Source organism: Pseudomonas sp. R4-84, assembly GCF_054130985.1.
The window spans coordinates 2,213,481-2,237,699 of the sequence record NZ_CP096390.1 but is presented as its reverse complement, the minus strand read 5'-3'; the positions used below and the strand labels follow the sequence as shown (position 1 = coordinate 2,237,699).

The 24,219-nt window shown below is 60.6% G+C and carries 26 protein-coding genes; 19 read left to right on the top strand and 7 right to left on the bottom strand.

Annotated elements, in window-relative coordinates; genetic code table 11:
- From M1D68_RS10380 to M1D68_RS10340, 9 genes are all read left to right on the top strand, one after another.
- Positions 1 to 2,097: a chemotaxis protein CheA gene (locus M1D68_RS10380; protein WP_457970237.1), complete on the top strand. Its 2,097-nt coding sequence runs from the start codon at positions 1 to 3 to the stop codon at positions 2,095 to 2,097.
- Between the two features lie 32 nt (positions 2,098 to 2,129).
- Positions 2,130 to 3,788, top strand: a complete 1,659-nt coding sequence (locus M1D68_RS10375) for a methyl-accepting chemotaxis protein (protein ID WP_457970235.1) — start codon at positions 2,130 to 2,132, stop codon at positions 3,786 to 3,788.
- Between the two features lie 39 nt (positions 3,789 to 3,827).
- The gene (locus M1D68_RS10370; protein ID WP_420767692.1) at positions 3,828 to 4,364 is read left to right on the top strand and encodes a chemotaxis protein CheW; all 537 of its coding nucleotides are present in this window, start codon (positions 3,828 to 3,830) and stop codon (positions 4,362 to 4,364) included.
- Positions 4,361 to 5,197 (top strand): CheR family methyltransferase, encoded by an 837-nt coding sequence (locus tag M1D68_RS10365; protein WP_420767691.1) that lies wholly within the window; start codon positions 4,361 to 4,363, stop codon positions 5,195 to 5,197. Before M1D68_RS10370 ends, M1D68_RS10365 begins: the two co-directional genes overlap by 4 nt.
- Positions 5,194 to 5,691 (top strand): chemoreceptor glutamine deamidase CheD, encoded by a 498-nt coding sequence (gene cheD / locus M1D68_RS10360; RefSeq protein WP_434563593.1) that lies wholly within the window; start codon positions 5,194 to 5,196, stop codon positions 5,689 to 5,691. Before M1D68_RS10365 ends, cheD begins: the two co-directional genes overlap by 4 nt.
- A gap of 2 nt (positions 5,692 to 5,693) precedes the next feature.
- Entirely contained in the window at positions 5,694 to 6,773 is a 1,080-nt protein-coding gene (locus M1D68_RS10355) for a protein-glutamate methylesterase/protein-glutamine glutaminase (protein ID WP_434563591.1), read from the top strand.
- 483 nt (positions 6,774 to 7,256) lie between these two features.
- The gene (locus M1D68_RS10350; RefSeq protein ID WP_434610936.1) at positions 7,257 to 7,784 is read left to right on the top strand and encodes an HvfA family oxazolone/thioamide-modified RiPP metallophore; all 528 of its coding nucleotides are present in this window, start codon (positions 7,257 to 7,259) and stop codon (positions 7,782 to 7,784) included.
- Positions 7,785 to 7,852: 68 nt separating this feature from the next.
- Positions 7,853 to 8,704, top strand: coding sequence for an HvfB family MNIO-type RiPP peptide maturase (locus tag M1D68_RS10345; RefSeq protein WP_457970227.1), 852 nt, complete (start codon positions 7,853 to 7,855; stop codon positions 8,702 to 8,704).
- Entirely contained in the window at positions 8,697 to 9,437 is a 741-nt protein-coding gene (locus tag M1D68_RS10340) for an HvfC family RiPP maturation protein (protein WP_457970225.1), read from the top strand. The genes M1D68_RS10345 and M1D68_RS10340 overlap by 8 nt, the downstream gene beginning before the upstream one ends.
- Positions 9,438 to 9,464: 27 nt before the next feature.
- Here the strand turns inward: M1D68_RS10340 and M1D68_RS10335 are convergent, their stop codons facing one another.
- On the bottom strand, positions 9,465 to 10,436 hold the full coding sequence (locus M1D68_RS10335) for a GlxA family transcriptional regulator (protein ID WP_434610928.1): 972 nt from the start codon (positions 10,434 to 10,436) through the stop codon (positions 9,465 to 9,467).
- A gap of 152 nt (positions 10,437 to 10,588) precedes the next feature.
- Between M1D68_RS10335 and M1D68_RS10330 the strand changes: the two genes are divergently transcribed.
- From M1D68_RS10330 to M1D68_RS10310, 5 genes are all read left to right on the top strand, one after another.
- Complete coding sequence (locus tag M1D68_RS10330) at positions 10,589 to 11,479, top strand: MBL fold metallo-hydrolase (protein ID WP_457970223.1); 891 nt, start codon at positions 10,589 to 10,591, stop codon at positions 11,477 to 11,479.
- Positions 11,480 to 11,669: 190 nt separating this feature from the next.
- Positions 11,670 to 11,972, top strand: a complete 303-nt coding sequence (locus tag M1D68_RS10325) for an ArsR/SmtB family transcription factor (RefSeq protein WP_434563579.1) — start codon at positions 11,670 to 11,672, stop codon at positions 11,970 to 11,972.
- Positions 11,973 to 12,033: 61 nt separating this feature from the next.
- Entirely contained in the window at positions 12,034 to 13,008 is a 975-nt protein-coding gene (locus tag M1D68_RS10320; protein WP_457970221.1) for a zinc-dependent alcohol dehydrogenase family protein, read from the top strand.
- Positions 13,009 to 13,049: 41 nt separating this feature from the next.
- Positions 13,050 to 13,343 (top strand): antibiotic biosynthesis monooxygenase family protein, encoded by a 294-nt coding sequence (locus M1D68_RS10315; RefSeq protein WP_420767681.1) that lies wholly within the window; start codon positions 13,050 to 13,052, stop codon positions 13,341 to 13,343.
- A gap of 272 nt (positions 13,344 to 13,615) precedes the next feature.
- Complete coding sequence (locus tag M1D68_RS10310; RefSeq protein WP_457970219.1) at positions 13,616 to 14,548, top strand: hypothetical protein; 933 nt, start codon at positions 13,616 to 13,618, stop codon at positions 14,546 to 14,548.
- A 15-nt stretch (positions 14,549 to 14,563) separates the two neighbouring features.
- Here M1D68_RS10310 and M1D68_RS10305 read toward each other — a convergent pair whose 3' ends face one another.
- Together M1D68_RS10305 and M1D68_RS10300 are read right to left on the bottom strand one after the other, a co-directional pair.
- Entirely contained in the window at positions 14,564 to 14,749 is a 186-nt protein-coding gene (locus tag M1D68_RS10305; RefSeq protein ID WP_457970217.1) for a colicin E3/pyocin S6 family cytotoxin, read from the bottom strand.
- 223 nt (positions 14,750 to 14,972) lie between these two features.
- Positions 14,973 to 15,713, bottom strand: a complete 741-nt coding sequence (locus M1D68_RS10300; RefSeq protein ID WP_420767678.1) for a gamma-glutamyl-gamma-aminobutyrate hydrolase family protein — start codon at positions 15,711 to 15,713, stop codon at positions 14,973 to 14,975.
- Positions 15,714 to 15,858: 145 nt separating this feature from the next.
- Between M1D68_RS10300 and M1D68_RS10295 the strand changes: the two genes are divergently transcribed.
- The 4 genes from M1D68_RS10295 to M1D68_RS10280 all read left to right on the top strand — a co-directional run bounded on the left by M1D68_RS10295 (position 15,859) and on the right by M1D68_RS10280 (position 19,841).
- On the top strand, positions 15,859 to 17,625 hold the full coding sequence (locus tag M1D68_RS10295) for a S8/S53 family peptidase (RefSeq protein WP_457970215.1): 1,767 nt from the start codon (positions 15,859 to 15,861) through the stop codon (positions 17,623 to 17,625).
- A gap of 96 nt (positions 17,626 to 17,721) precedes the next feature.
- Complete coding sequence (locus M1D68_RS10290) at positions 17,722 to 17,883, top strand: DUF2986 domain-containing protein (protein ID WP_420767676.1); 162 nt, start codon at positions 17,722 to 17,724, stop codon at positions 17,881 to 17,883.
- Positions 17,884 to 17,887: 4 nt separating this feature from the next.
- A complete protein-coding gene (locus M1D68_RS10285) occupies positions 17,888 to 18,688 on the top strand; it encodes a DUF6630 family protein (protein WP_457970213.1) in 801 nt (266 codons plus the stop codon).
- A 199-nt stretch (positions 18,689 to 18,887) separates the two neighbouring features.
- On the top strand, positions 18,888 to 19,841 hold the full coding sequence (locus M1D68_RS10280) for an alpha/beta fold hydrolase (protein WP_434610909.1): 954 nt from the start codon (positions 18,888 to 18,890) through the stop codon (positions 19,839 to 19,841).
- 64 nt (positions 19,842 to 19,905) lie between these two features.
- Here M1D68_RS10280 and M1D68_RS10275 read toward each other — a convergent pair whose 3' ends face one another.
- The 4 genes from M1D68_RS10275 to gabT form a co-directional block, all read right to left on the bottom strand.
- The gene (locus M1D68_RS10275; RefSeq protein ID WP_457970699.1) at positions 19,906 to 20,313 is read right to left on the bottom strand and encodes an ester cyclase; all 408 of its coding nucleotides are present in this window, start codon (positions 20,311 to 20,313) and stop codon (positions 19,906 to 19,908) included.
- Positions 20,314 to 20,387: 74 nt separating this feature from the next.
- Positions 20,388 to 20,876, bottom strand: a complete 489-nt coding sequence (locus tag M1D68_RS10270) for an Lrp/AsnC family transcriptional regulator (protein ID WP_420767674.1) — start codon at positions 20,874 to 20,876, stop codon at positions 20,388 to 20,390.
- A gap of 45 nt (positions 20,877 to 20,921) precedes the next feature.
- Positions 20,922 to 21,578 (bottom strand): HAD family hydrolase, encoded by a 657-nt coding sequence (locus tag M1D68_RS10265; protein ID WP_457970211.1) that lies wholly within the window; start codon positions 21,576 to 21,578, stop codon positions 20,922 to 20,924.
- Positions 21,579 to 21,616: 38 nt separating this feature from the next.
- Entirely contained in the window at positions 21,617 to 22,912 is a 1,296-nt protein-coding gene (gabT, locus tag M1D68_RS10260) for a 4-aminobutyrate--2-oxoglutarate transaminase (RefSeq protein ID WP_420767672.1), read from the bottom strand.
- A gap of 287 nt (positions 22,913 to 23,199) precedes the next feature.
- Between gabT and M1D68_RS10255 the strand changes: the two genes are divergently transcribed.
- Positions 23,200 to 24,126 carry a 2-hydroxyacid dehydrogenase gene (locus M1D68_RS10255; protein WP_457970209.1) on the top strand — a complete coding sequence of 309 codons (927 nt, stop codon included), beginning with the start codon at positions 23,200 to 23,202 and terminating at the stop codon, positions 24,124 to 24,126.
- Positions 24,127 to 24,219: the final 93 nt, after the last annotated feature.

Sequence of the window (24,219 nt, the reverse complement as noted above, 5' to 3'; positions counted from 1 at the left end):
GTGAGCATCAATCTCGATCAGGCACAACAAACCTTCATCGTCGAGGCCCGTGAACAACTGCAGGCGATGGAAGAATCGTTGCTGCAATTGGAAAACGACCCCGGCGACGATGACGCCATCGGCGCGATCTTCCGAGCGGCCCATACGATCAAAGGGTCGGCTGGACTGTTCGGCCTGGAGCCGATCGTCAGCTTTACCCACATCGTCGAGGACGTGCTCGATCGCCTGCGCGAGGGCAGCGTCGCGGTGGACCCTGGCTTGATCGCGGTGCTGCTCAAGTCCGGCGACCACATGCTCGAATTGATCGACGTGGTCGCCAACCAGGGCTCGACGTTGCAGCCCCCTGCCCTGGCGCGGGAAATGGAACTGTGCCAGCTCCTGCAGGAGTACCAGGCGCCCCCGACCGCGACCGAACCGGATCGGGAAACCCAAGCCGAGCCAACCGGCTCAGCCGAAGCGTGCCTCTGGCACATCTCCCTGCGCTTCGGCCAGGACGTGTTCCGCAACGGCATGGACCCCTTGTCGTTCCTGCGCTACTTGCAGACCCTGGGTGAAATCGTCGACATCACCACGCTCACCGAGGCGATGCCGGCCATCGACACCTGGGATGCTGAATCCTGCTACCTGGGCTTCGACATCGCGTTCCGCTCCGCCGCCGGTTATACCGCGATCAATGAAGTGTTCGATTTCGTCCGGGAAGACTGTGCGATCGAAATCGTCGCCCAAGACGTCGAGGCCCAGGCAAGCATCGGCGAGGTCGCGACATCCCAGGCACAGAGCGACGAAAGCACCGCCATGGTCACCACGGGCGAGCTGATGCCGGACCAACGCAAGACCCCGCGCATGCCTGCCCAGGTCGCGCCTGAAAAGCAGGCCGTGGTCAGTGACAGTAAAACCAAGGACGGCGCGTACGTCCGGGTCAATGCCGACAAGCTCGACGAACTGATCAACCTGGTCGGTGAATTGGTGATCGCCAGCGCCGGCGCCAGCCTGTTGGCCCGTAACTGCCAGAACGACCCATTGCAGGAAGCCACCTCGTCGGTATCCGGGCTGGTGGAGGAGATTCTCGACGGCGCCTTGCGCCTGCGCATGATCCCCATCGGCGAGACCTTCAACCGCTTTCGTCGGGTGGTGCGCGATGTCAGCCAGGAGCTCGACAAAGACATCGATCTGATCATCAGCGGCGCGGAAACCGAGCTGGACAAGACCGTGGTGGAAAAGATCGGCGACCCGCTGATGCACCTGTTGCGCAACGCCATGGACCATGGCATCGAAACCGCTGAGGCGCGGCTGGCGGCAGGCAAACCGGCCAAGGGGCATTTGCACCTCAACGCTTACCACGACTCGGGCAGCATCGTGCTGGAAATCGCCGACGACGGCGCCGGCCTGAACCGCGACCGCATCCTGGAAAAAGCCCACGAACGTGGGCTGATCGCAGCGGGCGCGAACCTGACCGACCAGGAAATCTACAACCTTATTTTCGAACCGGGCTTTTCCACCGCCCAGGCCGTCACCAACCTGTCCGGGCGCGGCGTGGGCATGGACGTGGTCAAGCGCAACATCACGCTGCTGCGCGGCACGGTCGACCTGGACAGCCAGCCGGGCAAGGGCACCGTGGTGCGCATCCGACTGCCGCTGACCCTGGCGATCATCAACGGATTCCTGGTCGGCATCGGCCAGTCCACCTATGTCATTCCGCTGGACATGGTCCAGGAATGCATCGAGCTGAGCGAAGACGATGGCATCGCCAGCCGCGAACAAGGCTACCTCGACCTGCGGGGCGAGGTGCTGCCATTGGTGTACTTGCGCGATCACTTTCATCACGAAGGTCCGGCCTCGCGCCGGCAGAACGTGGTGGTGGTGCGCTACGCCGAACTCAAGGCCGGGCTGGTGGTGGATGACCTGTTGGGTGAATTCCAGACCGTGATCAAGCCCCTGGGCAAGCTGTTCGGCGCACTGCGCGGCATCAGCGGCTCGACCATTCTGGGCAGCGGCGCCGTGGCGTTGATCCTCGACGTACCGGCCCTGCTCACCCAGATCGCACAAATAGAAAACCGCTACAACTCGACCCCATTACAACAAGCCAACGCTCGCTGACGCTTCAACACTCCATGGAGAGGTATTCCCCAATGAAATGGTTCTACGACCTTAGAATCGCCACCAAACTGATCGCTTCATTTCTCGTGGTGTTGGCGCTGACCGCCGTCATGGGCGTGTTCTCGATCATCCAACTGGGCCAGGTGAACGGCACCGCTCTTGATATCCGTGAGAACTGGATGCCGTCCATGCGCGCCGCTTCAGGCATGCGCTTTTTTGCGGCGAGCTATCGCCTCAAGGAGAATCGCCATATTGCCGCCGACTCCGAACAGGAGCGCGTCACCCTCGAGCAAGAAGCCGAGGAAGCCAAAAAGGCCTTCGAAACGCGCCTGGGCACTTACGAGAAACTGCTCTCCAGCGCTGAGGATCGTCAGGCATTCGAAACCACCCGCGGTGACTGGGCTTCTTACCTTGCAATCAGCAAAGACCTGCTCGCATTGTCCCGGCAGAACCTGACCGAGCAAGCCCAGGCGATGCTCAAGGGCGAATCCAAGAATCGCTTCGACCTGGTGACCAACGACTTGCAAAAACTTGTCGAGCTCAACGCGGCCGGCGCTGACGTCGCCAGTGCGCACGGCACCCGCTTGTATGAAAACGCACGCCTGTCGATCATCGCCGTGCTGGTCGCGGCCCTGCTGGTGGGCCTGGGATTGGCGCTGTTCGTCTCACGCATCATTTCCCGTCCGTTGAAACAGGCGGCGGTGGTGGCCGAGCAACTGGCCGAGGGCAACCTGAACGCGAAAATCGATGGCGGTTCCAAGGACGAAACCGGCATGGTGCTCAACGCCATGCAGAACATGGTCGGCAAGCTGTCGCACATCATCGGTGAAGTGCGCAACGCGGCGGACAACCTCGCCAGCGCTTCCGAGGAAGTCAGCGCCACCGCCCAATCGATGAGCCAGGCGACCAGCGAACAGGCGGCCAGCGTCGAGGAAACCAGCGCATCCATCGAGCAGATGAGCGCCAGCATCAACCAGAACACCGAAAACGCCAAGGTGACCGATGGCATGGCCAGCAAGGCTGCCAAGGAAGCCACCGACGGTGGCGAATCGGTGCAGCAGACCGTGGTGGCGATGAAGAAAATCGCCCAGCGAATCAGCATCATCGACGACATCGCCTACCAGACCAACCTGCTGGCGCTCAACGCCGCCATCGAAGCGGCCCGCGCTGGGGAACATGGCAAAGGCTTCGCAGTGGTCGCTGCCGAAGTTCGCAAACTGGCCGAACGTAGCCAGGTCGCGGCACAGGAGATCGGCGAGCTGTCGTCCAGCAGCGTCGAGATGGCCGAGAAGGCCGGCAACCTGCTGAACGAGATGGTCCCGTCCATCAACAAGACCTCGGATCTGGTGCAGGAAATCAGCGCCGCGTCCGAAGAACAGGCCGCCGGTGTGGCGCAGATCAACACCGCCATGACCCAACTCAACCAGGTGACCCAGCAGAACGCCTCCAGCAGCGAAGAGCTGGCCGCCACCGCCGAAGAGATGAGCAGCCAGGCCGAACAACTGCAACAGGCCATGAGTTTCTTCACCTTGGACTCGCCGCCCAAGGCCGTTCTTCAGGTCGCCCGGGTCGATAACACGCCCGGCCCGTCCAGCCGTAAACCGGCCCGGGCGCCGGCACCGGTGATGCCCAAGGCGTTTGCCTACAACATGGCCAGCGCGCCGGACGAATCGGAATTCACCCGGTTCTGATGGCTCGGTTCCATAGGCTTGCTTAAAGGAGAAAAGGCAATGGGCGCTATCGCGACCACACGTCAGACCGCCAGCGCGGTCGAGGAAGAAGCGCAGTACCTGACGTTCATGCTCGGCACAGAGATGTTCGCCATCGGCATCTTGTGCATCAAGGAAATCATCGAGTACGGCAACCTGACCGTCGTACCGATGATGCCGGCCTTCGTTCGTGGAGTGATCAACCTGCGCGGCGCGGTCGTGCCGGTGGTGGATCTGTCGGCCCGTTTTGGCCGGCCGAACTCCACCATCAGCCGCCGCAGTTGCGTAGTGATCATCGAGGCCGCCAGCGCTGACGGCCTGGCCCAGGACATCGGGCTGCTGGTGGACACTGTATCGGCGGTGCTGGAAATCCCGGCCTCGCAGATCGAACCGCCACCGAGCTTCGGCGCGAAAATTCGCGCCGACTTCATCAGCGGCATGGCGAAGGTCGAGGGCAAGTTCGTCATCGTCCTGGAGGTGGATCGGGTGCTGTCCATCGACGAAATGTCCGAACTCGCCCAAGCCAGCCCCGCCGCACTGGAAGCGCCAGACTCATGAGCACGGACACTTGCAAGGAACGCACAGTGAATTCAATGGCGCTCACTGACCGGGAGTTCGGCCAGTTTCAATCCTGGTTGTACCAGGCCGCCGGCATCAACCTGTCGCCGGCCAAGAAAGCCCTGGTGGCCGGGCGCCTGTTCAAGCGCCTCAAGCACTATGAGCTGGACAGCTACGGCGAGTATTTCAAGCTGATCATGAGCGGCCAGCGCAGCGACGAATTACAAGTGGCGCTGGACCTGCTCACGACCAACGAAACCTACTTTTTTCGTGAGCCCAAGCACTTCGATTTTCTACGCGATCACGTGCTGCCCCATGCGACACCCGGCAAGACCTTTCGCCTGTGGAGCGCGGCCAGCTCGTCCGGCGAGGAGCCCTACAGCCTCGCCATGACCCTGGCCGAAAGCCTGGGCACCACGCCCTGGGAAGTCATCGGCTCGGACATCAGCATGCAAGTGTTGGCGAAGGCCCGTTCCGGGCACTATCCGATGGAGCGCGCCCGCAACCTGCCCCATTCGTTACTCGTGAAATATTGCCTCAAGGGCACCGGCAATCAGCAAGGCACCTTCCTCATCGATCGGGCGTTGCGCAACCGGGTCAACTTCATCCAGGTCAATCTCAACGACACGCTTCCGGAGTTGGGGGAGTTCGATGTGATTTTCCTGCGCAACGTGATGATCTATTTCGACCAGCCCACCAAAAGCAAAGTGGTTGCTCGACTGATCCCCCGGCTCAAGCCCGGTGGGTATTTCATCGTCAGCCATTCGGAGAGCCTCAACGGCGTTTGCGATGCGTTAAAGCTGGTCGCCCCTTCGATTTATCGCAAGCCATGAACGCCGCGATAAAGCCAGTCGCCGAAGTCTATCTGGGGCCTGGGGAGTTTCGCTTTGCGACCTGCCCGACCCGGCTGCGCACGATCCTTGGCTCATGCGTTGCCATCACCCTCTGGCATCCACGGCGCAAGATCGGCGGCATGTGCCACTTCATGTTGCCCAACCGGGTACGCTGCTCCACGGCGCTGAATGGGATGTACGCCGATGAAGCCTTTGAGTTGTTCGTCCGCCAGGCGCGGGCCCATCGCACCGAACCCGAGGAATACCAGCTCAAGCTGTTCGGCGGCGGCGAAATGTTTCCCGAGCTGCAACGCCACGTGGCGTTCGGCGACGTGGCGCGGTTGAACGTCAACGCCGCGCTGGAAATGGCCGCCCTCTATCGCCTGGACCTGATTGCCCAGGACATGGGTAGCACTGGCTACCGAAGTATTGTTTTCGACCTGTGCAATGGCGATGTCTGGGTCAGGCACCAACCGATAAGGACCTTGAATTAACCATGCCAGGCAGAAAAATCAATGTATTGCTGGTGGACGATTCCGCCGTGGTCCGTCAGGTATTACTGGCGATCCTGAGTGACACGCCGGACATCAACGTTATCGGCGCGGCGTCCGATCCGATCTTCGCCATGGATAAACTGGCGAAGGAATGGCCCGACGTGATCGTGCTGGACGTGGAAATGCCGCGCATGGACGGCATTACCTTTTTGAAAAAGATCATGAGCGAACGGCCCACGCCCGTGGTGATCTGTTCTTCCCTGACGCCCAAGGGCGCGGAAACCACGCTGCAAGCCATGGCCGCCGGCGCGGTGGAAATCATCACCAAGCCCACTAGCGGCCTGAAGAACTTCTTGCTGGACTCGGCGTCGGAACTGGTCTCGGCCATCCGCGCCGCCGCCCAGGTCAACGTCCGCAACCTGGGTAAACGCCCGGCCCCGGCCGCCCCGCTGACCCCGGCGGCCAAACTCAGCGCTGACGCGATGCTGCCCGCCGCCAACGGCCACGCCATGGCCCAGACCACCGAACGCATCGTCGCCATGGGCACCTCCACCGGCGGCACCCAGGCCCTGGAGGCGGTGCTGACGGCCCTGCCGCGCGTGTGCCCGGGCATCGTCATCGTCCAGCACATGCCGGAAAAATTCACCGCCTCATTCGCCGCCCGGCTCAACAGCCTGTGCCAGATCGAAGTGCGCGAAGCGAAGAACAACGACCGCATCCACCCGGGCCTGGCGCTCATCGCCCCCGGCGGCAAGCACATGATGGTGACCCGCAGCGGCGCGTTCTATCACGTGCAAGTGGTGGACGGCCCGTTGGTCAATCGCCATCGCCCTTCGGTGGATGTGCTGTTTCGCTCGGTGGCCAAGTTCGCCGGCCGTAACGCCACGGGCATCATCATGACCGGCATGGGCGACGACGGCGCCCGCGGCCTCAAGGAAATGCTCGATGCCGGCAGCGCCACCGTTGCCCAGGACGAGGCCAGTTGCGTGGTTTTTGGCATGCCCAAGGAAGCGATCAAACTCAACGCCGCCCAACGGGTGATGCCGTTGCTGGACATTGCGCAGGTGATCTTGCATCGCTGATCCGCGCATTTTTTCTCAAGTGAAAGCTGTGTGGCGAAGGAGCTTGCTCCCTCGCCACACAAAAGCTGTCTTAAACAGGCGAGATCGTCGCCAGCACACCAATCAGCAGCGTCAGCGCCAGGAAACCACCCAAAAAAATCGCCATCTTCGCCATGAGCTTTCTCCCAATAGAGCCATTGCGGCACGATCGAATTGTGGGACGAGAACTGAGACCGTTACAGACGCACCTGTAAGCGAAAAATACGGATCAGCGGAAAAAGGTTCGCAGCGCTCTGTATCCACGACACACAGCAATACAAACACACCGCCGCATGACACATCCCAGATACACGACAAGCGCCAAATGGCCCCGTCCGAACAGGCCAGTCCCGCCTTGCTTCGACCCGACGTGCCGAGCACCGGGCAAGCAACGTGACACCGCCACGGCACACGCCCCGCGCAACGCTTGCCAGGGGCCACACAGCTCTTATCTGGAGAAATCTCATGACGCGTACAAAAAATTCGAACTCCGCTCGCCTCGCCCTCGCCGCCCTGGCTTTGTCCGGCGGTTTGGGCCTGGCCCAGTCCGCTTTCGCCGTTGACGCCCTGGCCCAGGGTTATCAATTGGCTTCGGCTGAAAAGACCTCCGAAGGCAAATGCGGTGAAGGCAAATGTGGCGCTGCCGAATCGGCCAAAAAGGCCACACAGGCTGAAGGCAAGTGTGGTGAAGGCAAATGCGGTGCCGCCGAATCGGGCAAAAAAGTCACCGCGGCAGAAGGCAAGTGCGGTGAAGGCAAATGTGGCGACGCGTCCTTCGCTCGTACCGACACTGACGACGACGCCCGTGTGTCGCTGAAGGAATTCCTCACCGTCGCGCCGACCCAGCAAGCCGAGTTCGAAAAGATTGACAGTAACCACGACGGCTACCTGTCCGAGGCGGAAACCTACAAATACCGCACCGGCCAATACACAGCCAATGGCAAGAAAGTACCGACCGAGCTGTTCATCCATATGAGCCAGGCCAAGGAGTAAATCCCCCTTCGCTCCTCCCTCCTGGCCGCCCAGGCCGGGAGGGTTTGGCCATCCCCTGGAGAAGCGCGATGAGCACGTTCACTTCACCCTCCGGCGCCGGGCTCGGCCTGCGCCGTGCCCTGCTAAGCGACCTACTGGAAATGGCCCCAAGCGCCGTGGATTTCCTTGAGTGCGCCCCGGACAACTGGATCGGTGTCGGCGGCGTCTACGCCGAACAACTCGACCAACTCGCCGCACGTCACCCCATCACCTGCCACGGCCTGTCCCTGTCCCTCGGCGGTCTGCAGCCCCTCGACATTGAACTGCTGCGTGGTACTCGCCGCTTCCTCGATCGCTACGCCGTGGCGCTCTACAGCGAACACCTGAGTTACTGCTCCGACAGCGGTCACCTCTACGACCTCTTGCCGATCCCCTTTACCGAAGAAGCCGTCCATCACGTCGCCGCCCGCATTCGTCAGGCTCAGGACGTATTGGGCCAGCGCATCGCGGTGGAAAACATCTCCTACTACGCCGCGCCCTTCCAGGCCATGAGCGAGATCGACTTCATCACCGCCGTGCTACAGGAAGCCGACTGCGACCTGCTGCTGGACGTCAACAACCTCTACGTCAACGCGATCAATCACCGTTACGACGCCGAGAAGTTCCTCGCCGCCATCCCGGCCCAACGCGTCACCTACCTGCACGTCGCAGGCCATTTTGACGAAGCCGAGGATTTGAAAATCGACACCCACGGCTCGGCCGTCAAGCAAGACGTCTGGACGCTGCTACACCAGGCGTATCAACGATTCGGCTCGGTACCAACCCTGCTGGAACGCGACTACAACTTCCCACCCTTGTCGGAACTGCTCGCTGAAGTCGGGCAGATCAAACACCTTCAAAAACTCGCTTGCCCGGCAACACCGGAGGCCCGCCATGCCTGAACAACTGCTCGACCAACTCAACTGCATGGCCAATTACGTCCGCAATCCTCAAAACCCACCACCGCCGGGAATTGAAACCCGACGCCTGGCCGTCTACCGGCAACTGTTCATCGGCAGCATCGAATCGCTGCTGGCCGCCAGCTTCCCGGTCATCCACCAAACCCTGCCAGCCGCTGACTGGCGATGGCTGGTCCACGATTTCTACGCGAACTACCGTTGCCAGACGCCACTGTTCACGCAGCTGGGCGGGGAGTTTGTCAGCTATCTGGAACAACGTGCCAGCTCGCAGAACCACCCCGCCTGGCTGCCCGAGCTGGCGCAACACGAATGGAGCGAAAGCGCCCTGTTGCTGAATGATGCGGTGGAGCCCGCACACAATCCCCACGGCAATCTGGTTGAAGGCACGCCCGTGATGTCGGAACTCGCGTGGGCACACGCCTATGAATGGCCGGTGTGCGACATCGGGCCGGATCATCGGCCCATCGACAAACCAACGGCCCCGACGTTGGTCCTGCTTCAGCGCCGTGGTGGGCACGTGACGTTTTCACGCCTTGCGCCAATGGCTTATGCGCTGCTGGTTTCGCTGACGGAGCATAGGCGCAGCGGGCGGGAGCATCTGGTTGCGTTGGCCGAGGCGGCAGGAGTGACGGTGCGTGAGTTGATGCCGGTGGGGGTCGCGGCCCTTGAGGGGTTCAAGGCGCAGGGGATTGTGTTGGGAACGCGTTGGGGGTGAGCAAGACCATCGAAAGATACATCTCCATCAACGCTTGCGCCCCACCCCAAGACAAAACATCTTCCGATAATCAGAAGGCGACGTCCCCAGATGCGCGCCAAAGTGCTGCCTCAACGACAATGACGTCCCAAACCCCACCTCCCCTGCGATGCATTCGATGGGCAACTCAGTCGTTTCCAGCAATGCCTGCGCTCTGGCCACCCGTTCAGCAGTTAACCATTTGGACACGGTTGTGCCCGTCGCCTCCTTGAACCGACGGGTAAACGTTCGCCTGCTCATCTTCGCCGTGTCTGCCAGAGCGTCGAGAGACAGGTCACTGGACAGATTCATTCGGGCCCATGTCAGGACGTCGGATAAGTGAGTCTCGCCAGCGAATGCTGGCACTGGGTGTTCAACATACTGCGCCTGGCCTCCCGGCCTGTGAGGTGGCGTCACCAGCATTTTCGCGGTGCGATTCGCCACGTCCGCACCGAGGCGCTCGCGCACCAGGTGCAAGCAACAATCGATTGCCGCTACGGTGCCCGCGGACGTCACGATGTTATCGGCACGGACGTAAAGCACCTCGGGTTTGAATCGAACCTTGGGAAAACGTTGCGCAAACTGGTCACGGGCAGCCCAGTGGGTAGTGGCTTCCTTTCCATCGAGCAGCCCGGCATCGCCGAGGACGAATGCCCCCAAACACAATCCCACAATGAGCTTGCCTTGCGTGTTGGCCAGCTGCAGCGCTTCCACGAGCTGGGGCGATGCAATCAGGGATTGATCGCCCCACGCCGGGATGATGATGACGTCGCAGGTTTCCATCAGCTCCAGGCCGAGGCTTACCGACAACCCAATGTCTTGGTCGGTACCGACCATTCCGGGCACTTCTGCGCAGTAATTGATTTCATACCGAGGCCCATCGGGCGCAGGCTGGGCGGTTCCCAATACCATTCCCGGCACCGAAAGGTGGAAAAGGCTGACGCCTTCGAAAGCTAAAACAGCAACGCGTACGGAGAGCATGGGGGCAGCCTCGGTTCGCCCCGTAGGGCTCAAGGTGAACAACGTTGATCAGTTGGCCCGATTATATCGAAATGTGTCGTTCGGGCCACTGTTGACCCCCGAGACATTCGGCAAGAATGGACCCCTCGTGGTAAACAACAGGAATGATTTTTATGAAACTCAGAACGTTACAGCTTGCCCTCAGCATTGCTTGCGCCGTGGCCGCTACCCCTTCGTTCGCCGGTTCAACTACTCCCAAGGCGCCTGGCGCCCCTCATAAACTGGATTTGCAGCAGGTCCGCAACGCGACGGTAAAAATCACCTTCGGTGACACCACCTTCCTGATCGATCCGATGCTGGCAAAAAAAGGCGCCTATCCGGGTTTTGAAAACACCTATCGAAGCAACCTTCGCAACCCCTTGGTTGATCTCACGCAATCGCCGGAGAAGGTTATCGCCGGGGTCGACGCCGTCATCGTCACCCATACACACCTGGACCATTGGGACGATGCCGCACAAAAAGCGCTGCCTAAAGACATTTCGTTGTTCGCTCAACATGAAGCAGATGCGCAACTGATTCGTTCCCAAGGTTTCAAGAACGTACGCGTACTAACTGACGAAGCGGAATTCGGCGGCGTCAAAATCACCAAGACCGGCGGTCAGCATGGCACTGACGAAATGTATGCCGTGCCAGCGCTCGCAAAACCTCTGGGTGAAGCCATGGGCGTGGTTTTCCAGGCGCCAGGCTATAAGACTCTCTACCTTGCCGGTGACACGATTTGGCGTAACGAGGTAGACCAGGCCATCAACCAGTACCGTCCGGAAGTAATCGTGCTCAACGCCGGCAAAGCAAAAATGGCGGGATTCGAAGGTTCGATCATCATGGGTGAAGATGATGTGCTTCGCGCCTCAAAAGCCGCGAAAAACGCACACATTGTCGCGGTGCACATGGACGCGATCAACCATATGTCCCTCACTCGTGAAGAACTGCGCGCCTATGTTAAGAAGCAAGGGATTGAGGGGCGTGTAGACATTCCGGAGGACGGTGCTTCGCTGGAATTTTAAGCGAAAAGGGGCAGGTTTATTTAATCAATAAACCTGCCCCTTTCTCGATGCCGGCGCGGTGGCGGCGCTTGAAACGTTCAAAGCGCAGGGATTGTGCTGGGGGTGACCCAAAGCGCGGAGTTCTCTACCGCCCAAAGGATTCATTGAAAATCGTATTGACATATCGGTAAATCTCGATATTATCCACTCCATGGAATTGATCGAAGTATTTAAAGCCCTATCGAACCCTACACGCCTTCAAATCTTGAAAGGCCTGAAGGACCCGACAAAGAACTTCCCTCCGCAGGATGAAGGTGACGTTCTCACGGTGGGCGTTTGCGTCAGCAGTATCCAGGAAGGCATCGGATTGTCCCAGTCCACGGTGTCTGGTTATCTTGCGACGCTGCAACGAGTGGGCCTGGTGGAAGTCAGGCGCATCGGTCAGTGGACTTACTACAAGCGTAATGAAGCGGCCATCAGCACCCTTGCTGAAATCATAGGGAAAGAGCTCTAATTTTTTGCCGTAAAATATCGAGATATCTCGATATCCCTTTTTATAGATATGAGGTGTCATTATGAAAGCGATGGTATTGAAATCATTTGGCGGGGCGGAATCGTTTGAACTTCGCGATGTGCCCAAACCCGTGCCGCATGCAGGGCAAGTCCTGGTCCGGGTGCATGCCACCTCCATCAATCCCTTGGATTACCAGGTCCGACGCGGCGACTATCCGGACCTGGTGCCACTGCCGGCCATCACCGGACACGACATTTCGGGCGTTGTCGAAGCAGTTGGGCCGGGCGTGACAGCCTTCGCTCCCGGAGACGAGGTCTGGTACACCCCGCAAATATTCGATGGCCCAGGAAGTTACGCCGAGTACCACGTAGCTGCTGAGAGCATCATCGGCAAAAAGCCTCCCTTGCTAAGCCACCTTGAGGCGGCGAGCCTGACATTGGTTGGCGGGACGGCGTGGGAAGCACTGGTCGTGCGTGCGTCGCTCAGAGTGGGAGAAAGCATTCTGATACACGGCGGCGCGGGAGGTGTCGGTCACGTGGCGATCCAGTTGGCGAAAGCCATCGGAGCACGGGTATACACGACCGTGCGCGAGGTGAACTTCGAGTTCGCGCGCAGTATGGGGGCCGATGTCGTCATTGATTACGAGAAGGAGGACTACGTCGAGGCCATCATGCGAGAAACAGAAGGCCGTGGCGTTGACGTCGTGTTTGACACCATCGGCGGCAATGCACTGTCACGCAGCCCCGACACACTTGCACAGCTTGGTCGCGTAGTCAGCATCGTGGACATTGCACAACCGCAAAACCTGGTTCAGGCCTGGGGCAAGAACGCGAGTTATCACTTCGTTTTCACAAGGCAGAACCGAGGCAAACTCGATGAGTTGAGTGCATTGATAGCACGAGGTCAGTTGCGGCCACACGTTGGCGCCGTCTATTCCCTTGCCGACATCCCGCTCGCCCATGCACGGCTGGAAAGTCCCAACAACGGCGTTCTAGGAAAAATCGCGATCGCCGTTGAGCCATCGCTCATCTCATAAGCCCGTACTTTTTAACCGTTCATGTCATTTCGAGGTACGCCATGATTTACGAGATCGCCCTGCTCCCCGTTCACAAGGACCGCATTGAAATGTTCCGACGTGCGTTTGCCGAGGTCGCTCCTCTGCTCACCCGTGCAAAGGGATACGGCGGTCACTTGCTGGCGCCCGGGATTGAAACCCCTGAACAATTCAACCTGATCGTGAGATGGCAGTCACTTGAAGATCACACGCCGGGTTTCGAAGAGAGTGAAGACCATCGGATATTCATGATGGGATTGGAGGAATATTTTTCGGATGAACCGAAGGTCTACCACATCGAGGGAGGCAGTTTTTAGGACAGATGGACATCCCCACCCAAACGCCCGATACGCCGTATCGGGCGTTTTGGCGTTTGACTTAGGCCCCAATTCATTCCGAATGCCTGCCTGGCGGTGTTCCGGATCGACCGAAAACTGGCAGGTCGGCGGTGGTTATGCCTACGCGCACAGACCATCAAGCATGCCGAGAACCCGCCGAAAGAGGTATTCTGCGCGGCTAGAAAACAGCCATGGCCAACGGCTGTTCGCAACTTGAAGCGGTCTTGAAAGTGGTGCGCCAGGAGGTCTGCATGTTGATCGGATATCGATTCGAGCGTACCGCGCGGGATGACCTGCATATCCACTCAATCAATTGGGTGCAGGGCGGATTCGTGCTGCTGACAAGCGCGATGACTTTCATTTTTCCAGTGGCGGCCGTGCTCGCAATCACAGATGCCGACTTGTCGCCGACAGGCATGGATCCATTGGCCTCACTCCTGCTCGTGCTCGGGCTGCTGCTGATTCCTGCCCTAGGCTTGGCGCTGATGCTTTACACCGGCACCCGCGAAACCTTGCTGTTGTCGCGTATCGACGGTGAAGGCAAGCGCCGTACCCGGAACTTCTTTGCACGCCGCGAACGGGTGCATTCGGTGTTTAGGTTCGACGCCGTCAAGCACCTCGAGCTCCGCCGCCATCAACAGGCCAAACCAGCCAACACCCAACTGTGGCTGGTGATGCGCGATGGCGCCACCCACCGCCTGACAAGTGACAACGTTGCGGTGGTGCCGGGCAGTGAACGCACCGAGCGGTGGCTGCGTGAGCTGAGCGACTACCTGCAGGTACCGATGCCCACGGAGGTTGCTGTCGGTTCGACGGACGTTTCGAAAGTGCCCTACAGGCCTACTCCAACGCCGGCGAAGATCGCCAGGCAACGCAAAGCGAAGGCGCTCACGCCTTCGGCTGAGTCGACCGAACAACTAGGCATCCCCGCACGCGCCCTGATCGCCTTGATTGGCGCTTTCCTGATTGTGCTGGAGCTGACCCGTCTGATCGCATGGACGCCGTCGCTGTTTACCGGACGGATACGCATCGGCAGCACTCGCCCGACGATTTTCTACTGGACCGAACAGCCCGTGGCCTTTTCATTCCACTTGATTATCGGCCTGGCAGAGTTGCTGATCATCGGCGTCATCGCCTGGGGCTGCGTGCGAGTGGCGATCGAGGGGCGGTTGAAGTCAAAATAGATCTGTCCCGTTTTCTCACCCGTAAATGGTCCGGCCTTTGGCGTCGAGCCAGCGATCTCTTAAGCCTCCGCCTCCTTGCACCGGAGTTTTCTTCTTGCCTTTCTTCAGATCAGAGAAGCCCGTAATTTCATGTGTCTTCGGAGCAGGATGATAGTCGTGGCCCGCCTCGGCCAGACCCTTTCGGCGGATGCTCAAAACCACATAAACCGGCCGAACCCCCTTCGCCGGAACGTGGATTTTTGACTTTTGGCAGATTGTTTGGGCGCGTCACGAATCGCGATTCTCATCCTGAAAATTCAGGACGGACGCTATCGCAAGGGACTCATGCGGCGCTGTCAGACGCTTCTCGTATTGCCCGTTCCGTTTTCCTCAGACGGTGTGGGCCGGCAAGGCAACAAGATCTGCGTCTGTGTCACGAACCGGGTTAGCTCGCCCGCTGCCTGCACGCCTCTCCGAACGCGCGAAAGATCGCCCGATAATCCGGATGCTCCGTCACTTCCCATTCCGGGTGCCATTGCACCCCCAACGCAAACGCCCGGCTGCCCTCCACCGAAAGCCCCTCCACCAGGCCATCCTCCGCCACGGCTTCGATGCGCAAACCCTGCCCCACCCGTGCGATGCCCTGGCCGTGGACGGAGTTGACTTCGATCTGTTCCTTGAGCCCCAACCGCGCCAACACCCCGCCCGGTCGCACGGTCAGTGCATGGTTGCGGGCGTATTGGTCCTGGACCGGCTCGTTGCTCGGCGGCTCGTGCTCGGCGCCGGGGCCGTTGAGTTGTTGATGGAGCGTGCCGCCAAAAGCGACATTCATTTCCTGGAAGCCGCGACAGATGCCAAGCACCGGAAGACCGGCCTCGACAGCGGCGCGCCAGAGCGGCAGCGCCAGGTTATCCCGGGCCGGGTCGTGCTCGGTGCCAGGCGGGCTGGGTGGGCCGCCGTAGTGATGGGGTTCGATATTGGAAGGCGAGCCGGTGAAAAGCAGCCCGTCCAGGCCAGCGATGACGTCAGCCGGATCGATCAGTGACGCAACCACCGGAAGGATCACCGGCAGTGCCTCGGCGGCGGTCGCGACGGCTTGTGCGTATTTGTCGTTGCTGAGCTGGACGGTGTGTGGGCCGACCTTGCCTGAACAGGCGATGATTCCGATCATGGGTGGACGAGACATAGGGTTCCCCGTTTTTCAGTTGCCTATGGATCGGATTTCGGCGCGGGTTCGGTTGTTCAATTTTGATGACGGCTGGCGCCATTGCCTGAACGAAGCCATCGACACAGCGGTCGGAACAGCAAACCCCGGCAAAGAAACCTCACCCATGCCCTTACGATCCGCTGTCCTCGTCACCTTGATCGCGTTGTCTGCGGGCACGTCTGCAATGGCGCAAGAGCCGTTGCGCCTGGAAAGCCTGAAGCGCTGCGGCGACTTGCTCGAAATCGAGCGCCAGGAGTGGTGCTTGACCGCGCGAGGGCTGGGTGAAGCAACGCCGCAACTGAAGCTCGGTGAAAAAGCGATTCCCGCTGACAGGGTCCAGCGTGACGGCCAACGCCTGCGTCTGCATTTGGACAAGGCCGACTACCAAAGCGGGCCGCTCTGGCTGGAAGACGGTCCGCGCGCCAGCAATGCCGTCTGGTTGACCCTGCGCAGCAGTCATGTCGTCGCGGCCGGGCCGGATGAGGTGACCAAGAACATGGACGGCCTGACCACCTATGTGGATCTGGTCAGCGTGTTGATCGAGGAAAGCCACGATGGCCGCCAGGAGGCGGAACGTCTCGCCAACAAGTACGGGGCCAGGGTGGTCGGCAGCATCGCGCCGCTCAACGTGTATCAATTGCGCCTGCCGGCCAGGGACCTGATGCAGCGCGACGCGTTGGTGCTGCGCCTGGGCGGCGAAACCAGCGTCGATGCCGTAGTGATCGAAGAGTCCGGGGCCGAAGAAACCGAGCAAGCGCCCACCCAGCCCGAAGAGCCCAAGAAACCGGCCCAGGGCTCCGATGAATGGGCCGCGAATCGCTTTCTCGACGCGGTGCATTACTACCAGCGGCGCATCCCCGGGCAGCAGGCGCCGATCCAACCGCAGCCGGTGCGCATCGGCTTGATCGAGCGTGACGTGGATTTCGACACGTCGGATTTTGCCGACTATCTTGGCCCCTGCTCCATGCCGCGCACCTGCGTGTACGCCCGTGATGCGAACAAACCCGACAACCATGGCACGACCGTCGCCGGCATTCTCGCCGCGCGCTGGAACGATGGTGGCAACACCGGTTTGCTGCGGGGCCTGGACAAGGCGAGCGGCGGCTTCGAAGTGATCGTCGAGCGAAATTCGGACGCAGGGATCACAGCCAACATCGCCGCCTCGGTGAACCTCGTCGAGGATGGCGTCCGTGTGCTGAACTGGAGCTGGGGCATCCACCGCGTGGGAGCGAAAGACGTCAAGGGCGATGACGTCGATTCGCTGCTGCGTTCGGGTATTGCCATGAGCGGCTACGAAGAACTGCTGGAAGAGTTTTTCCTGTGGCTGCGCAAGGAACATCCCGACGTGGTGGTGGTGAACTCCGCTGGCAATGGGTCGTCATTTTCCGGCACCGATGAATACCGCCTGCCCTCCTCGTTCATTACCGAACAGTTATTGGTGGTCGGCGGACACCAGCGCAGCGAACGGGCCGGCGTCGCCGTCGATGACCCAGGCTACGCGGTCAAGCGCAACTCCTCGAATATCGACATGCGCGTCGACATCACCGCCGCCGCGTGCACCCACGCCTCGACGCCCAATGCCGGCGAGGATGGCCCGGTGCATTGCGGCACATCGTACGCCACACCCATGGTCACCGGCCTGCTGGCAGCGATGCTGTCGATCAACCCGCAACTTCACCCCGAACAGCTGCGCATGCTCCTGCGACGCAGCGCCATGACCATTGGCGACAATCACGACTTCGAACAAATGGACGGCGAAGACCTCACCGCACCCATCCTGCCGTCGGAGCGCAATTACCAGCTCAACGACAAGGACGTAGGGCGTTCGGCACGGCTGGACATGCAAAAGGCGCTGGATCTTTCGGTGCAGAGTCGCAGCCGGGTGCGTTGATGCAGGGTTCAAAATCAGCGCTACACTTTCGGCGATAACTTATTCGACTGGCGGTATGATCGACCCCCAGCCTCTTACGCGCCCAAGTGAAACAACATGAATCGTCGCAAGAAAATAAACCAGTTGCTCAAGGCCAACGCCAAAAAAGCCAGTGCCAAGCTGGCACCGAAAAGCAAAGACCGATACATCAGCAAAGCCGACCGACTGAAAATGGCGGCTGAAGCCGGACCGGACTCGACCGTTTCCCCTGAGAGCTGATTCTTTGAACCCCATTGACCCCCTGTCGCTTCAACGCGTCATCACCGCCCACGGCACACTCGAAGGCGCGGCCTATTTCGACGCAGAGGAAAGCCTCGTCCACGACATATTCGTGGACCGCATCGTTTTCCAGACCAACTACCTGGACCACAGCAGCTATAAGGCCGACCTGGCCGAGGGCGCGGTACGTGTGCGCAAGACGCGGCTGGATAACTACCACCGAGGCCACAAGGCCCAGGTGATCGACGATGCCATGGACGAGGACGATTGGCTGGAATTGGGCAGTCTGTGGCAGCGTCTGAGTCATGACCTGGACACTCAGGGGCAAACGCCACCACTGGATCCGGCCGATACGCTGGCGGACCTGTTCGACTGCCTGTTCGACGAGACGCACGCGCAAGCGCTGATCGAAAACATGCCGGCGGCTACCGGCCAATGGGACTGGGCGTGGACTCAGCTGCAATCGGCCCTTGTCAGCACGCATCGGATGGCTGAGTTCGAGTGGAAGGAATGGTCGTTGTCTGGCGTCTACGCCATCAACGCCCTCGCCCCCCTGCGCGAACGGGGCATTGAAATCCCCACGCCCGACGGCACAGTCGTCGATGCAGTCAATCACGCCGACGATTGGGAGCGGGCGCTGCTCCAGTATTTCAATGCACGACTGGAAATCCACGATCTTAAGCTGTTGGCCATCGGCACGCATTTCGACGAGTACCAAGCGTTTGCATGCCTGCCGATGAACGGTCTGGGCCTGGCCAATGCGTTGGAAATCATGGGCAGGCTGGGCATCGTCTACAAATACTGATCCTGCTGTTTTGTGGCAGGGAGCTACCTTGCCACAAAACCCTGCACACCCAGGAAGCAGAACACGGGTATCTGAAATCCCCATAGTTGCTATCGACGCCAGCGCCGTTCTCGTTCCGCTGCGCCCTCTCTAATCTGCCCACCAACGGGATCGACGACGATCTCGGCAGATCAAACCGTCCCTTATGGAGAGAGAAACGATGAACACAATCAACCGCACCCTGGCTGTCGCAACCCTGGCCCTGGCCACCCTCGGCGCCGAAGCGGCGACACCTGTCCAGGCCGGCGCCAGCGCCTCGGCAATCGGCAGCGTGGTGCAGTCCGCCAGCTACATCACCACCAAAGATGGCGTCCAGCTGTATTACAAGGATTGGGGCCCGCGCAATGGCCAGGTCGTCACCTTCAGCCACGGCTGGCCGCTGGATTCCGACAGCTGGGAAGGACAGATGATGTTCCTCGCGTCCAAGGGCTACCGCGTGATCGCCCATGACCGCCGCGGTCATGGGCGGTCCAGCCAACCTTGGGAAGGCAACGACATGGATCACTACGCCGACGACCTCGCGGCGGTCATCGAAGCGCTGGACCTGAAGAATGTCACCCTGGTCGGTTTCTCGACGGGGGGCGGTGAAGTGGCTCGGTACATCGGTCGCCATGGCACAGCCCGGGTGAAAAAAGCCGTGCTGGTGTCCTCGGTTCCACCGCTGATGCTCAAGACGGATACCAACCCCGGCGGCTTGCCGCTCGAAGTCTTCGACGGCCTGCGCAAGGCCTCCCTGGAGAACCGCTCGCAACTGTACCTGGACATCGCGTCCGGTCCGTTCTACGGCTACAACCGCAAAGGCGCCAAGCCATCCCAAGGCCTGATCCAATCGTTCTGGGTTCAAGGCATGCAGGGCGGCAGCAAGAACACCTATGACTCGATCGCGGCATTCTCGGCGACCGACTTCCGTGGCGACTTGAAGAAATTCGACGTGCCGACGCTGGTGATCCACGGCGACGATGACCAGATCGTGCCCATCGACGCTGCAGGCCGCGCCTCGGCAGCGCTGATCAAGGGTGCCCGGTTGCTCGTCTATCCCGGTGCGCCGCACGGGCTGACCGAGACACACAAGGACCGTCTCAATCAGGACCTGCTGACTTTCCTCAAGGAATGAGGCTCGGGTCGCCCTGGACGGTAACCCCTGTGGAGCGAGCCTGCTCGCTCCCACATGATTTTGCTCAAGGCCCTTCTTCGAAAGGGCTTTGGCGTTGCAGCGCCGCCTCCACCGCCGCCTTATCGATCACCGACCACACCCGAACGATCTTGCCCTGCTCGAAGGTATAAAACACGTTCTCGGAAAATCGAATCCGCCGACCGTGGGTGTCCAATCCGAGGAAACGTCCGCGCGGCGAGCAATCAAAAAGCAAACGACTCGCGACATTCGGCGGTTCGACCACCAGCAGGTCGATATTGAAACGCAAGTCCGCGATCGTGCCCACATCGTTTTCCAGCATCGCCCGATAACCCGCCAGGCCCACCGGGGCTCCGTTGTAGTGCACGCTGTCGTCGACGAAGCTGCCCAGGTCTTGCCAGTGACGGGCATTGAGGCAGGCGATGTAGTTGCGGTATTGCTCGGCCAGGTCCATGTCCAGGTCCTCCATCAGCGAGGGTTACCTGGCAGTGACCGCAGACAAAGGCCAGTGGTTCTGGACGAACGCCTTCAATGCCGCAACAGTTTGCGCAACGGAATCTCATCCTTGCGAACCGGCGACTTGATGACGATGTAGCTGAAGTACTTGGAGATGCCGATGTTCTTGTCCAGCAGGCTTTCCATCACGTCCTGGTAATCCTGGATGCTGCGGGTCATGAAACGGACCAGGTAATCGTAGCCGCCACTGATCAAGTGGCATTCGAGCACTTCATCGACGAGGCGAATATTGGACTCGAACTTGGCGAAGTCCTCACGCTTGTGGTCGCTCAGGGTGACTTCGGTGAACACCGTCACCGAATCGGTGATCTTGGCAAGATTGAGATGGGCCTTGTAGCTGGAGATATACCCCGCCGACTCCAGGCGCTTGACCCGTTGCAGACATGGGCTGGCTGACAGCCCCACAGCGTCGGCCAGGCTGACGTTGGTCATGCGACCGTCTTTCTGAAGCTCGACCAAAATGCTGATGTCGATCCGGTCCAGTTTCGCTAAACCTTCCATCGCATACCCCTCGCCTGCCGTTTGTAAGACAATCTTCTAACAAAATCAGCGCCGTAAAGACAGCTGATGCTGAGCCACCAGGTCCGCCATGCTGTTGATGCAGTAGTCCGCCGCGCAGGGTGCCGGGGAGGTGTCGAGGTCGCGACAGATCAGGCACACCGCCCCAACCGCCCGCGACCCTGTGCCAGGGCGGGTCACGTGAAGGATCGCCGCCGCGTCCAGCCCATTGGCGTCCAGCCAGTCACGATCCTGCAGCGGCGCGCTCGCCAGCGAAATGAAATCCTCCGGCTCGATGCCCAGGCGCTCGCACAACACGCCACGGTCCTCGGCGTCGCGGTCGCCCAATACCAACAACCGATAGAACTTGCGCAGGTAAAGCATCGCTCCCGGTGCGTCCTCGAACAGCGTCCAGCCCGCGGCCGAGCGGGCGAAGCTAATGCCCTCCTCCCAACTGGCCTTGACCTTCCAGCGCTCGGCCAGTTGACGGTGGGCGAAACACAGCAGGCCACTGAAGCCCAACTCGCCGAAGCGCGGATACAGGGATTGCAGCACCTCGTTGAAATCGGCGAGCAGCGCGGCTTTGTCCAATGGTCCGGCATGGTTTTCCAACAACGGCTGCAAGGCCGCCCAGACACCTGAATCACGATCCACCAGGACCTCATCGCAGTCGATCAGCAACGCCTGGTATTCAGTCAGCTTCATCTGTAAGCCTCCGATGATGTCCCATCGATCAACGCTCCCTAAACGGCACAGACCCGTGCCAAGGCGCCTTCGAGAATCTGCAACGCTTCGTCGATCTGCGCTTCGGTGGTCACCAGCGGCGCGAGGAAACGCAGGACGTTGCGGTACACCCCGCACTTGATCACCAGCAGCCCACCGGCACGGGCTTCGTCGATCAGCCGCTGGTTGAGCTCCGCATCCGGCGTACGCGCATCGTCCTGCTTGATCAGCTCGATCGCCAGCATGAAACCCTTGCCCCGCACATCGCCAATGCACGGATAGCGCGTTTGCAACGCCAACAGGCCCTGGCGCAACCGTTCGCCCAACGCCTCGCCGCGGGCCAAAAGCTGTTCCTGCTCGTAGGCGTCGATCACCGCCAGCGCCGCCGCGCACGACAACGCGTTGCCGCCATAGGTGCCGCCCAGGCCACCGGGCAGCGGCGCATCCATGATCGCGGCCTTGCCGACCACGCCCGACAGTGGCAAGCCACCGGCCAGGCTCTTGGCGACGGTGACCAGGTCTGGCTGGATGCCGGCATGCTGGAAACCGAACCATTTGCCGGTACGTCCGAAGCCGGTCTGGATTTCATCGAGGATCAGTACAATCCCGTGTTTGTCCGTCAGCGCGCGCAGGCCCTGGAGAAACTCGGTGGGCGCCGAGAGGAAACCGCCGTCACCTTGCACCGGTTCGATGATGATCGCTGCCACTCGCTCGGGCGCCACTTGGGTTGCCAGCAGCTCGTCCAGCGCTTGGAGGGCCATTTCGCCGGTGACGCCTCGATACGCGTTTGGATAAGGCGTGTGGAAGACTTCCGGCGCGAACGGCCCGAAGTTCTGTTTATAGGGCTGGCTCATGCCGGTCAGGGTGGTGCCAAGCAACGTCCGGCCATGGAAGCCGCCACGAAAGGCAATAACTGCCGAGCGGTTAGTGTGGGCACGGGCGATTTTCACGGCGTTTTCCACGGCTTCGGCGCCGGAGGTAAAAAACGCTGCCTTATAGTCGTGCTGGCCGCCGATCATTTCACACAGGCGCTGAGCCAGATCCAGATACGGCTTATAGGCCACGACCTGGAAACAGGCATGGGAGACTTTCTGCAATTGAGCCTGCACCGCCGCGACGACTTTCGGGTGGTTGTGGCCGATGTTGAGCACACCGATGCCACCGACGAAGTCCAGGTAGCGCTTACCGTCCACGTCCCATAACTCCGAACCCTGGGCCCGATCGATCACCAACGGGTGCGCGGTCACCAGCCCACGGGGCACGAATTGATCACGCTGACGGAGCAGACTCGGGGTTTCTTCGACTTTACTGTTCATTGGCATTTCCCATCGTGAGCCGCGCAACCAGGAAGCGGCTGCGGTGTGTTCACAGGTTAAGCGTTCGACGCAACGGTCTACGCCGAACTTGCTCGTTGAGAAATCCGGATCGACTGTTTACACCCCGGCAAACAGCAGAATCCGCCAACGGCCTCGCGCCCCAACGATTCTGCCGCCATGGGCGCGCTACAGCACCGCCTCGTGCCCCCCTGCGCATGCCTTTCGACAGATCCTGCTTCGCCATTCAGGCATGCTGAACACTCTGGAATCTGACGCGAGAACTGTCCATGGCCCTGCTCTATAAAGCTGACCCGATACGCGGCGAACAGTGGCGACGCCTGTTCGCCGAACAGGCACCCGACATCCAATGGCGGGCCTGGCCAGACATCGGCGATCCTCGGGATATCCGCTACCTCGCCGCCTGGCAGGCGCCGGATGACCTCGAGACGCTGCTGCCCAACCTTGAGGTGCTGTTCGCCCTCTCGGCCGGCGTCGACCAACTCGACCTCGCACGTTTGCCATCCACGCTGCCCGTGGTGCGGCTGCTGGATCCAGGCATCAGCCAGGGCATGTGCGAATACGCCAGTTTCGCCGTGCTCAGCCTTCATCGAGACATGATGCGCTACCGCCAGCAACAGGCCGAACGTCGCTGGCAGGCGCATCGCCTGGTGCCGGCCCGGCAACGTCGGGTGGGTGTCATGGGTCTTGGTCTGCAGGCGCGACAGATACTCGCCACCTTGAAGCCATTCGGCTTTGCCTTGTCGGGGTGGGCCCGTAGCGAACATCACATCGATGGCGTGACCTGTCACGCCGGCGCCGAGCAATTGCCCGCTTTCCTCAGCCAGTGCGACATCCTCCTGTGCGTGCTGCCGCTCACCGAACAGACCCAAGGCATCCTCAACCGCCAGCTATTGGAGCATCTGCCCAAGGGGGCAGCCTTGATCAACATGGGCCGGGGGGGTCACCTCGTCGAGGCGGACTTGCTCGACGCACTCGCCAGCGGGCAACTGAGCGCGGCAGTGCTCGACGTGCTGAGGCAGGAACCGGCCGATCCCGGGCATCCTTTCTGGAACCACCCGCAGATCCTGCTGACGCCTCATATCGCGGCGATGACCCAGCCGGAGACAGCCTTTGACGGACTGCTGGAGAACATTCGACGGCACCAGCGGGGCGAATCGATGCTGGGCTTGGTGGATCGCGAGCGCAATTATTGACATGGCTATCGCGCAAATCGGCTCGGTATTTCCTGCTGGGCTGACGCCCCGTTGGGGCAAGAAATTCGGCCGGCACCGCTGCGGCTTATCGAA

Coding starts and splice junctions, on each gene's coding strand:
- M1D68_RS10375 (WP_457970235.1), top strand. CDS start 2,130: ATGAAATGGTTCTACGACCTTAGAATCGCCACCAAACTGATCGCTTCA.
- M1D68_RS10370 (WP_420767692.1), top strand. CDS start 3,828: ATGGGCGCTATCGCGACCACACGTCAGACCGCCAGCGCGGTCGAGGAA.
- M1D68_RS10365 (WP_420767691.1), top strand. CDS start 4,361: ATGAGCACGGACACTTGCAAGGAACGCACAGTGAATTCAATGGCGCTC.
- cheD (WP_434563593.1), top strand. CDS start 5,194: ATGAACGCCGCGATAAAGCCAGTCGCCGAAGTCTATCTGGGGCCTGGG.
- M1D68_RS10355 (WP_434563591.1), top strand. CDS start 5,694: ATGCCAGGCAGAAAAATCAATGTATTGCTGGTGGACGATTCCGCCGTG.
- M1D68_RS10350 (WP_434610936.1), top strand. CDS start 7,257: ATGACGCGTACAAAAAATTCGAACTCCGCTCGCCTCGCCCTCGCCGCC.
- M1D68_RS10345 (WP_457970227.1), top strand. CDS start 7,853: ATGAGCACGTTCACTTCACCCTCCGGCGCCGGGCTCGGCCTGCGCCGT.
- M1D68_RS10340 (WP_457970225.1), top strand. CDS start 8,697: ATGCCTGAACAACTGCTCGACCAACTCAACTGCATGGCCAATTACGTC.
- M1D68_RS10335 (WP_434610928.1), bottom strand. CDS start 10,436: ATGCTCTCCGTACGCGTTGCTGTTTTAGCTTTCGAAGGCGTCAGCCTT.
- M1D68_RS10330 (WP_457970223.1), top strand. CDS start 10,589: ATGAAACTCAGAACGTTACAGCTTGCCCTCAGCATTGCTTGCGCCGTG.
- M1D68_RS10325 (WP_434563579.1), top strand. CDS start 11,670: ATGGAATTGATCGAAGTATTTAAAGCCCTATCGAACCCTACACGCCTT.
- M1D68_RS10320 (WP_457970221.1), top strand. CDS start 12,034: ATGAAAGCGATGGTATTGAAATCATTTGGCGGGGCGGAATCGTTTGAA.
- M1D68_RS10315 (WP_420767681.1), top strand. CDS start 13,050: ATGATTTACGAGATCGCCCTGCTCCCCGTTCACAAGGACCGCATTGAA.
- M1D68_RS10310 (WP_457970219.1), top strand. CDS start 13,616: ATGTTGATCGGATATCGATTCGAGCGTACCGCGCGGGATGACCTGCAT.
- M1D68_RS10300 (WP_420767678.1), bottom strand. CDS start 15,713: ATGTCTCGTCCACCCATGATCGGAATCATCGCCTGTTCAGGCAAGGTC.
- M1D68_RS10295 (WP_457970215.1), top strand. CDS start 15,859: ATGCCCTTACGATCCGCTGTCCTCGTCACCTTGATCGCGTTGTCTGCG.
- M1D68_RS10290 (WP_420767676.1), top strand. CDS start 17,722: ATGAATCGTCGCAAGAAAATAAACCAGTTGCTCAAGGCCAACGCCAAA.
- M1D68_RS10280 (WP_434610909.1), top strand. CDS start 18,888: ATGAACACAATCAACCGCACCCTGGCTGTCGCAACCCTGGCCCTGGCC.
- M1D68_RS10275 (WP_457970699.1), bottom strand. CDS start 20,313: ATGGACCTGGCCGAGCAATACCGCAACTACATCGCCTGCCTCAATGCC.
- M1D68_RS10270 (WP_420767674.1), bottom strand. CDS start 20,876: ATGGAAGGTTTAGCGAAACTGGACCGGATCGACATCAGCATTTTGGTC.
- M1D68_RS10265 (WP_457970211.1), bottom strand. CDS start 21,578: ATGAAGCTGACTGAATACCAGGCGTTGCTGATCGACTGCGATGAGGTC.
- gabT (WP_420767672.1), bottom strand. CDS start 22,912: ATGAACAGTAAAGTCGAAGAAACCCCGAGTCTGCTCCGTCAGCGTGAT.
- M1D68_RS10255 (WP_457970209.1), top strand. CDS start 23,200: ATGGCCCTGCTCTATAAAGCTGACCCGATACGCGGCGAACAGTGGCGA.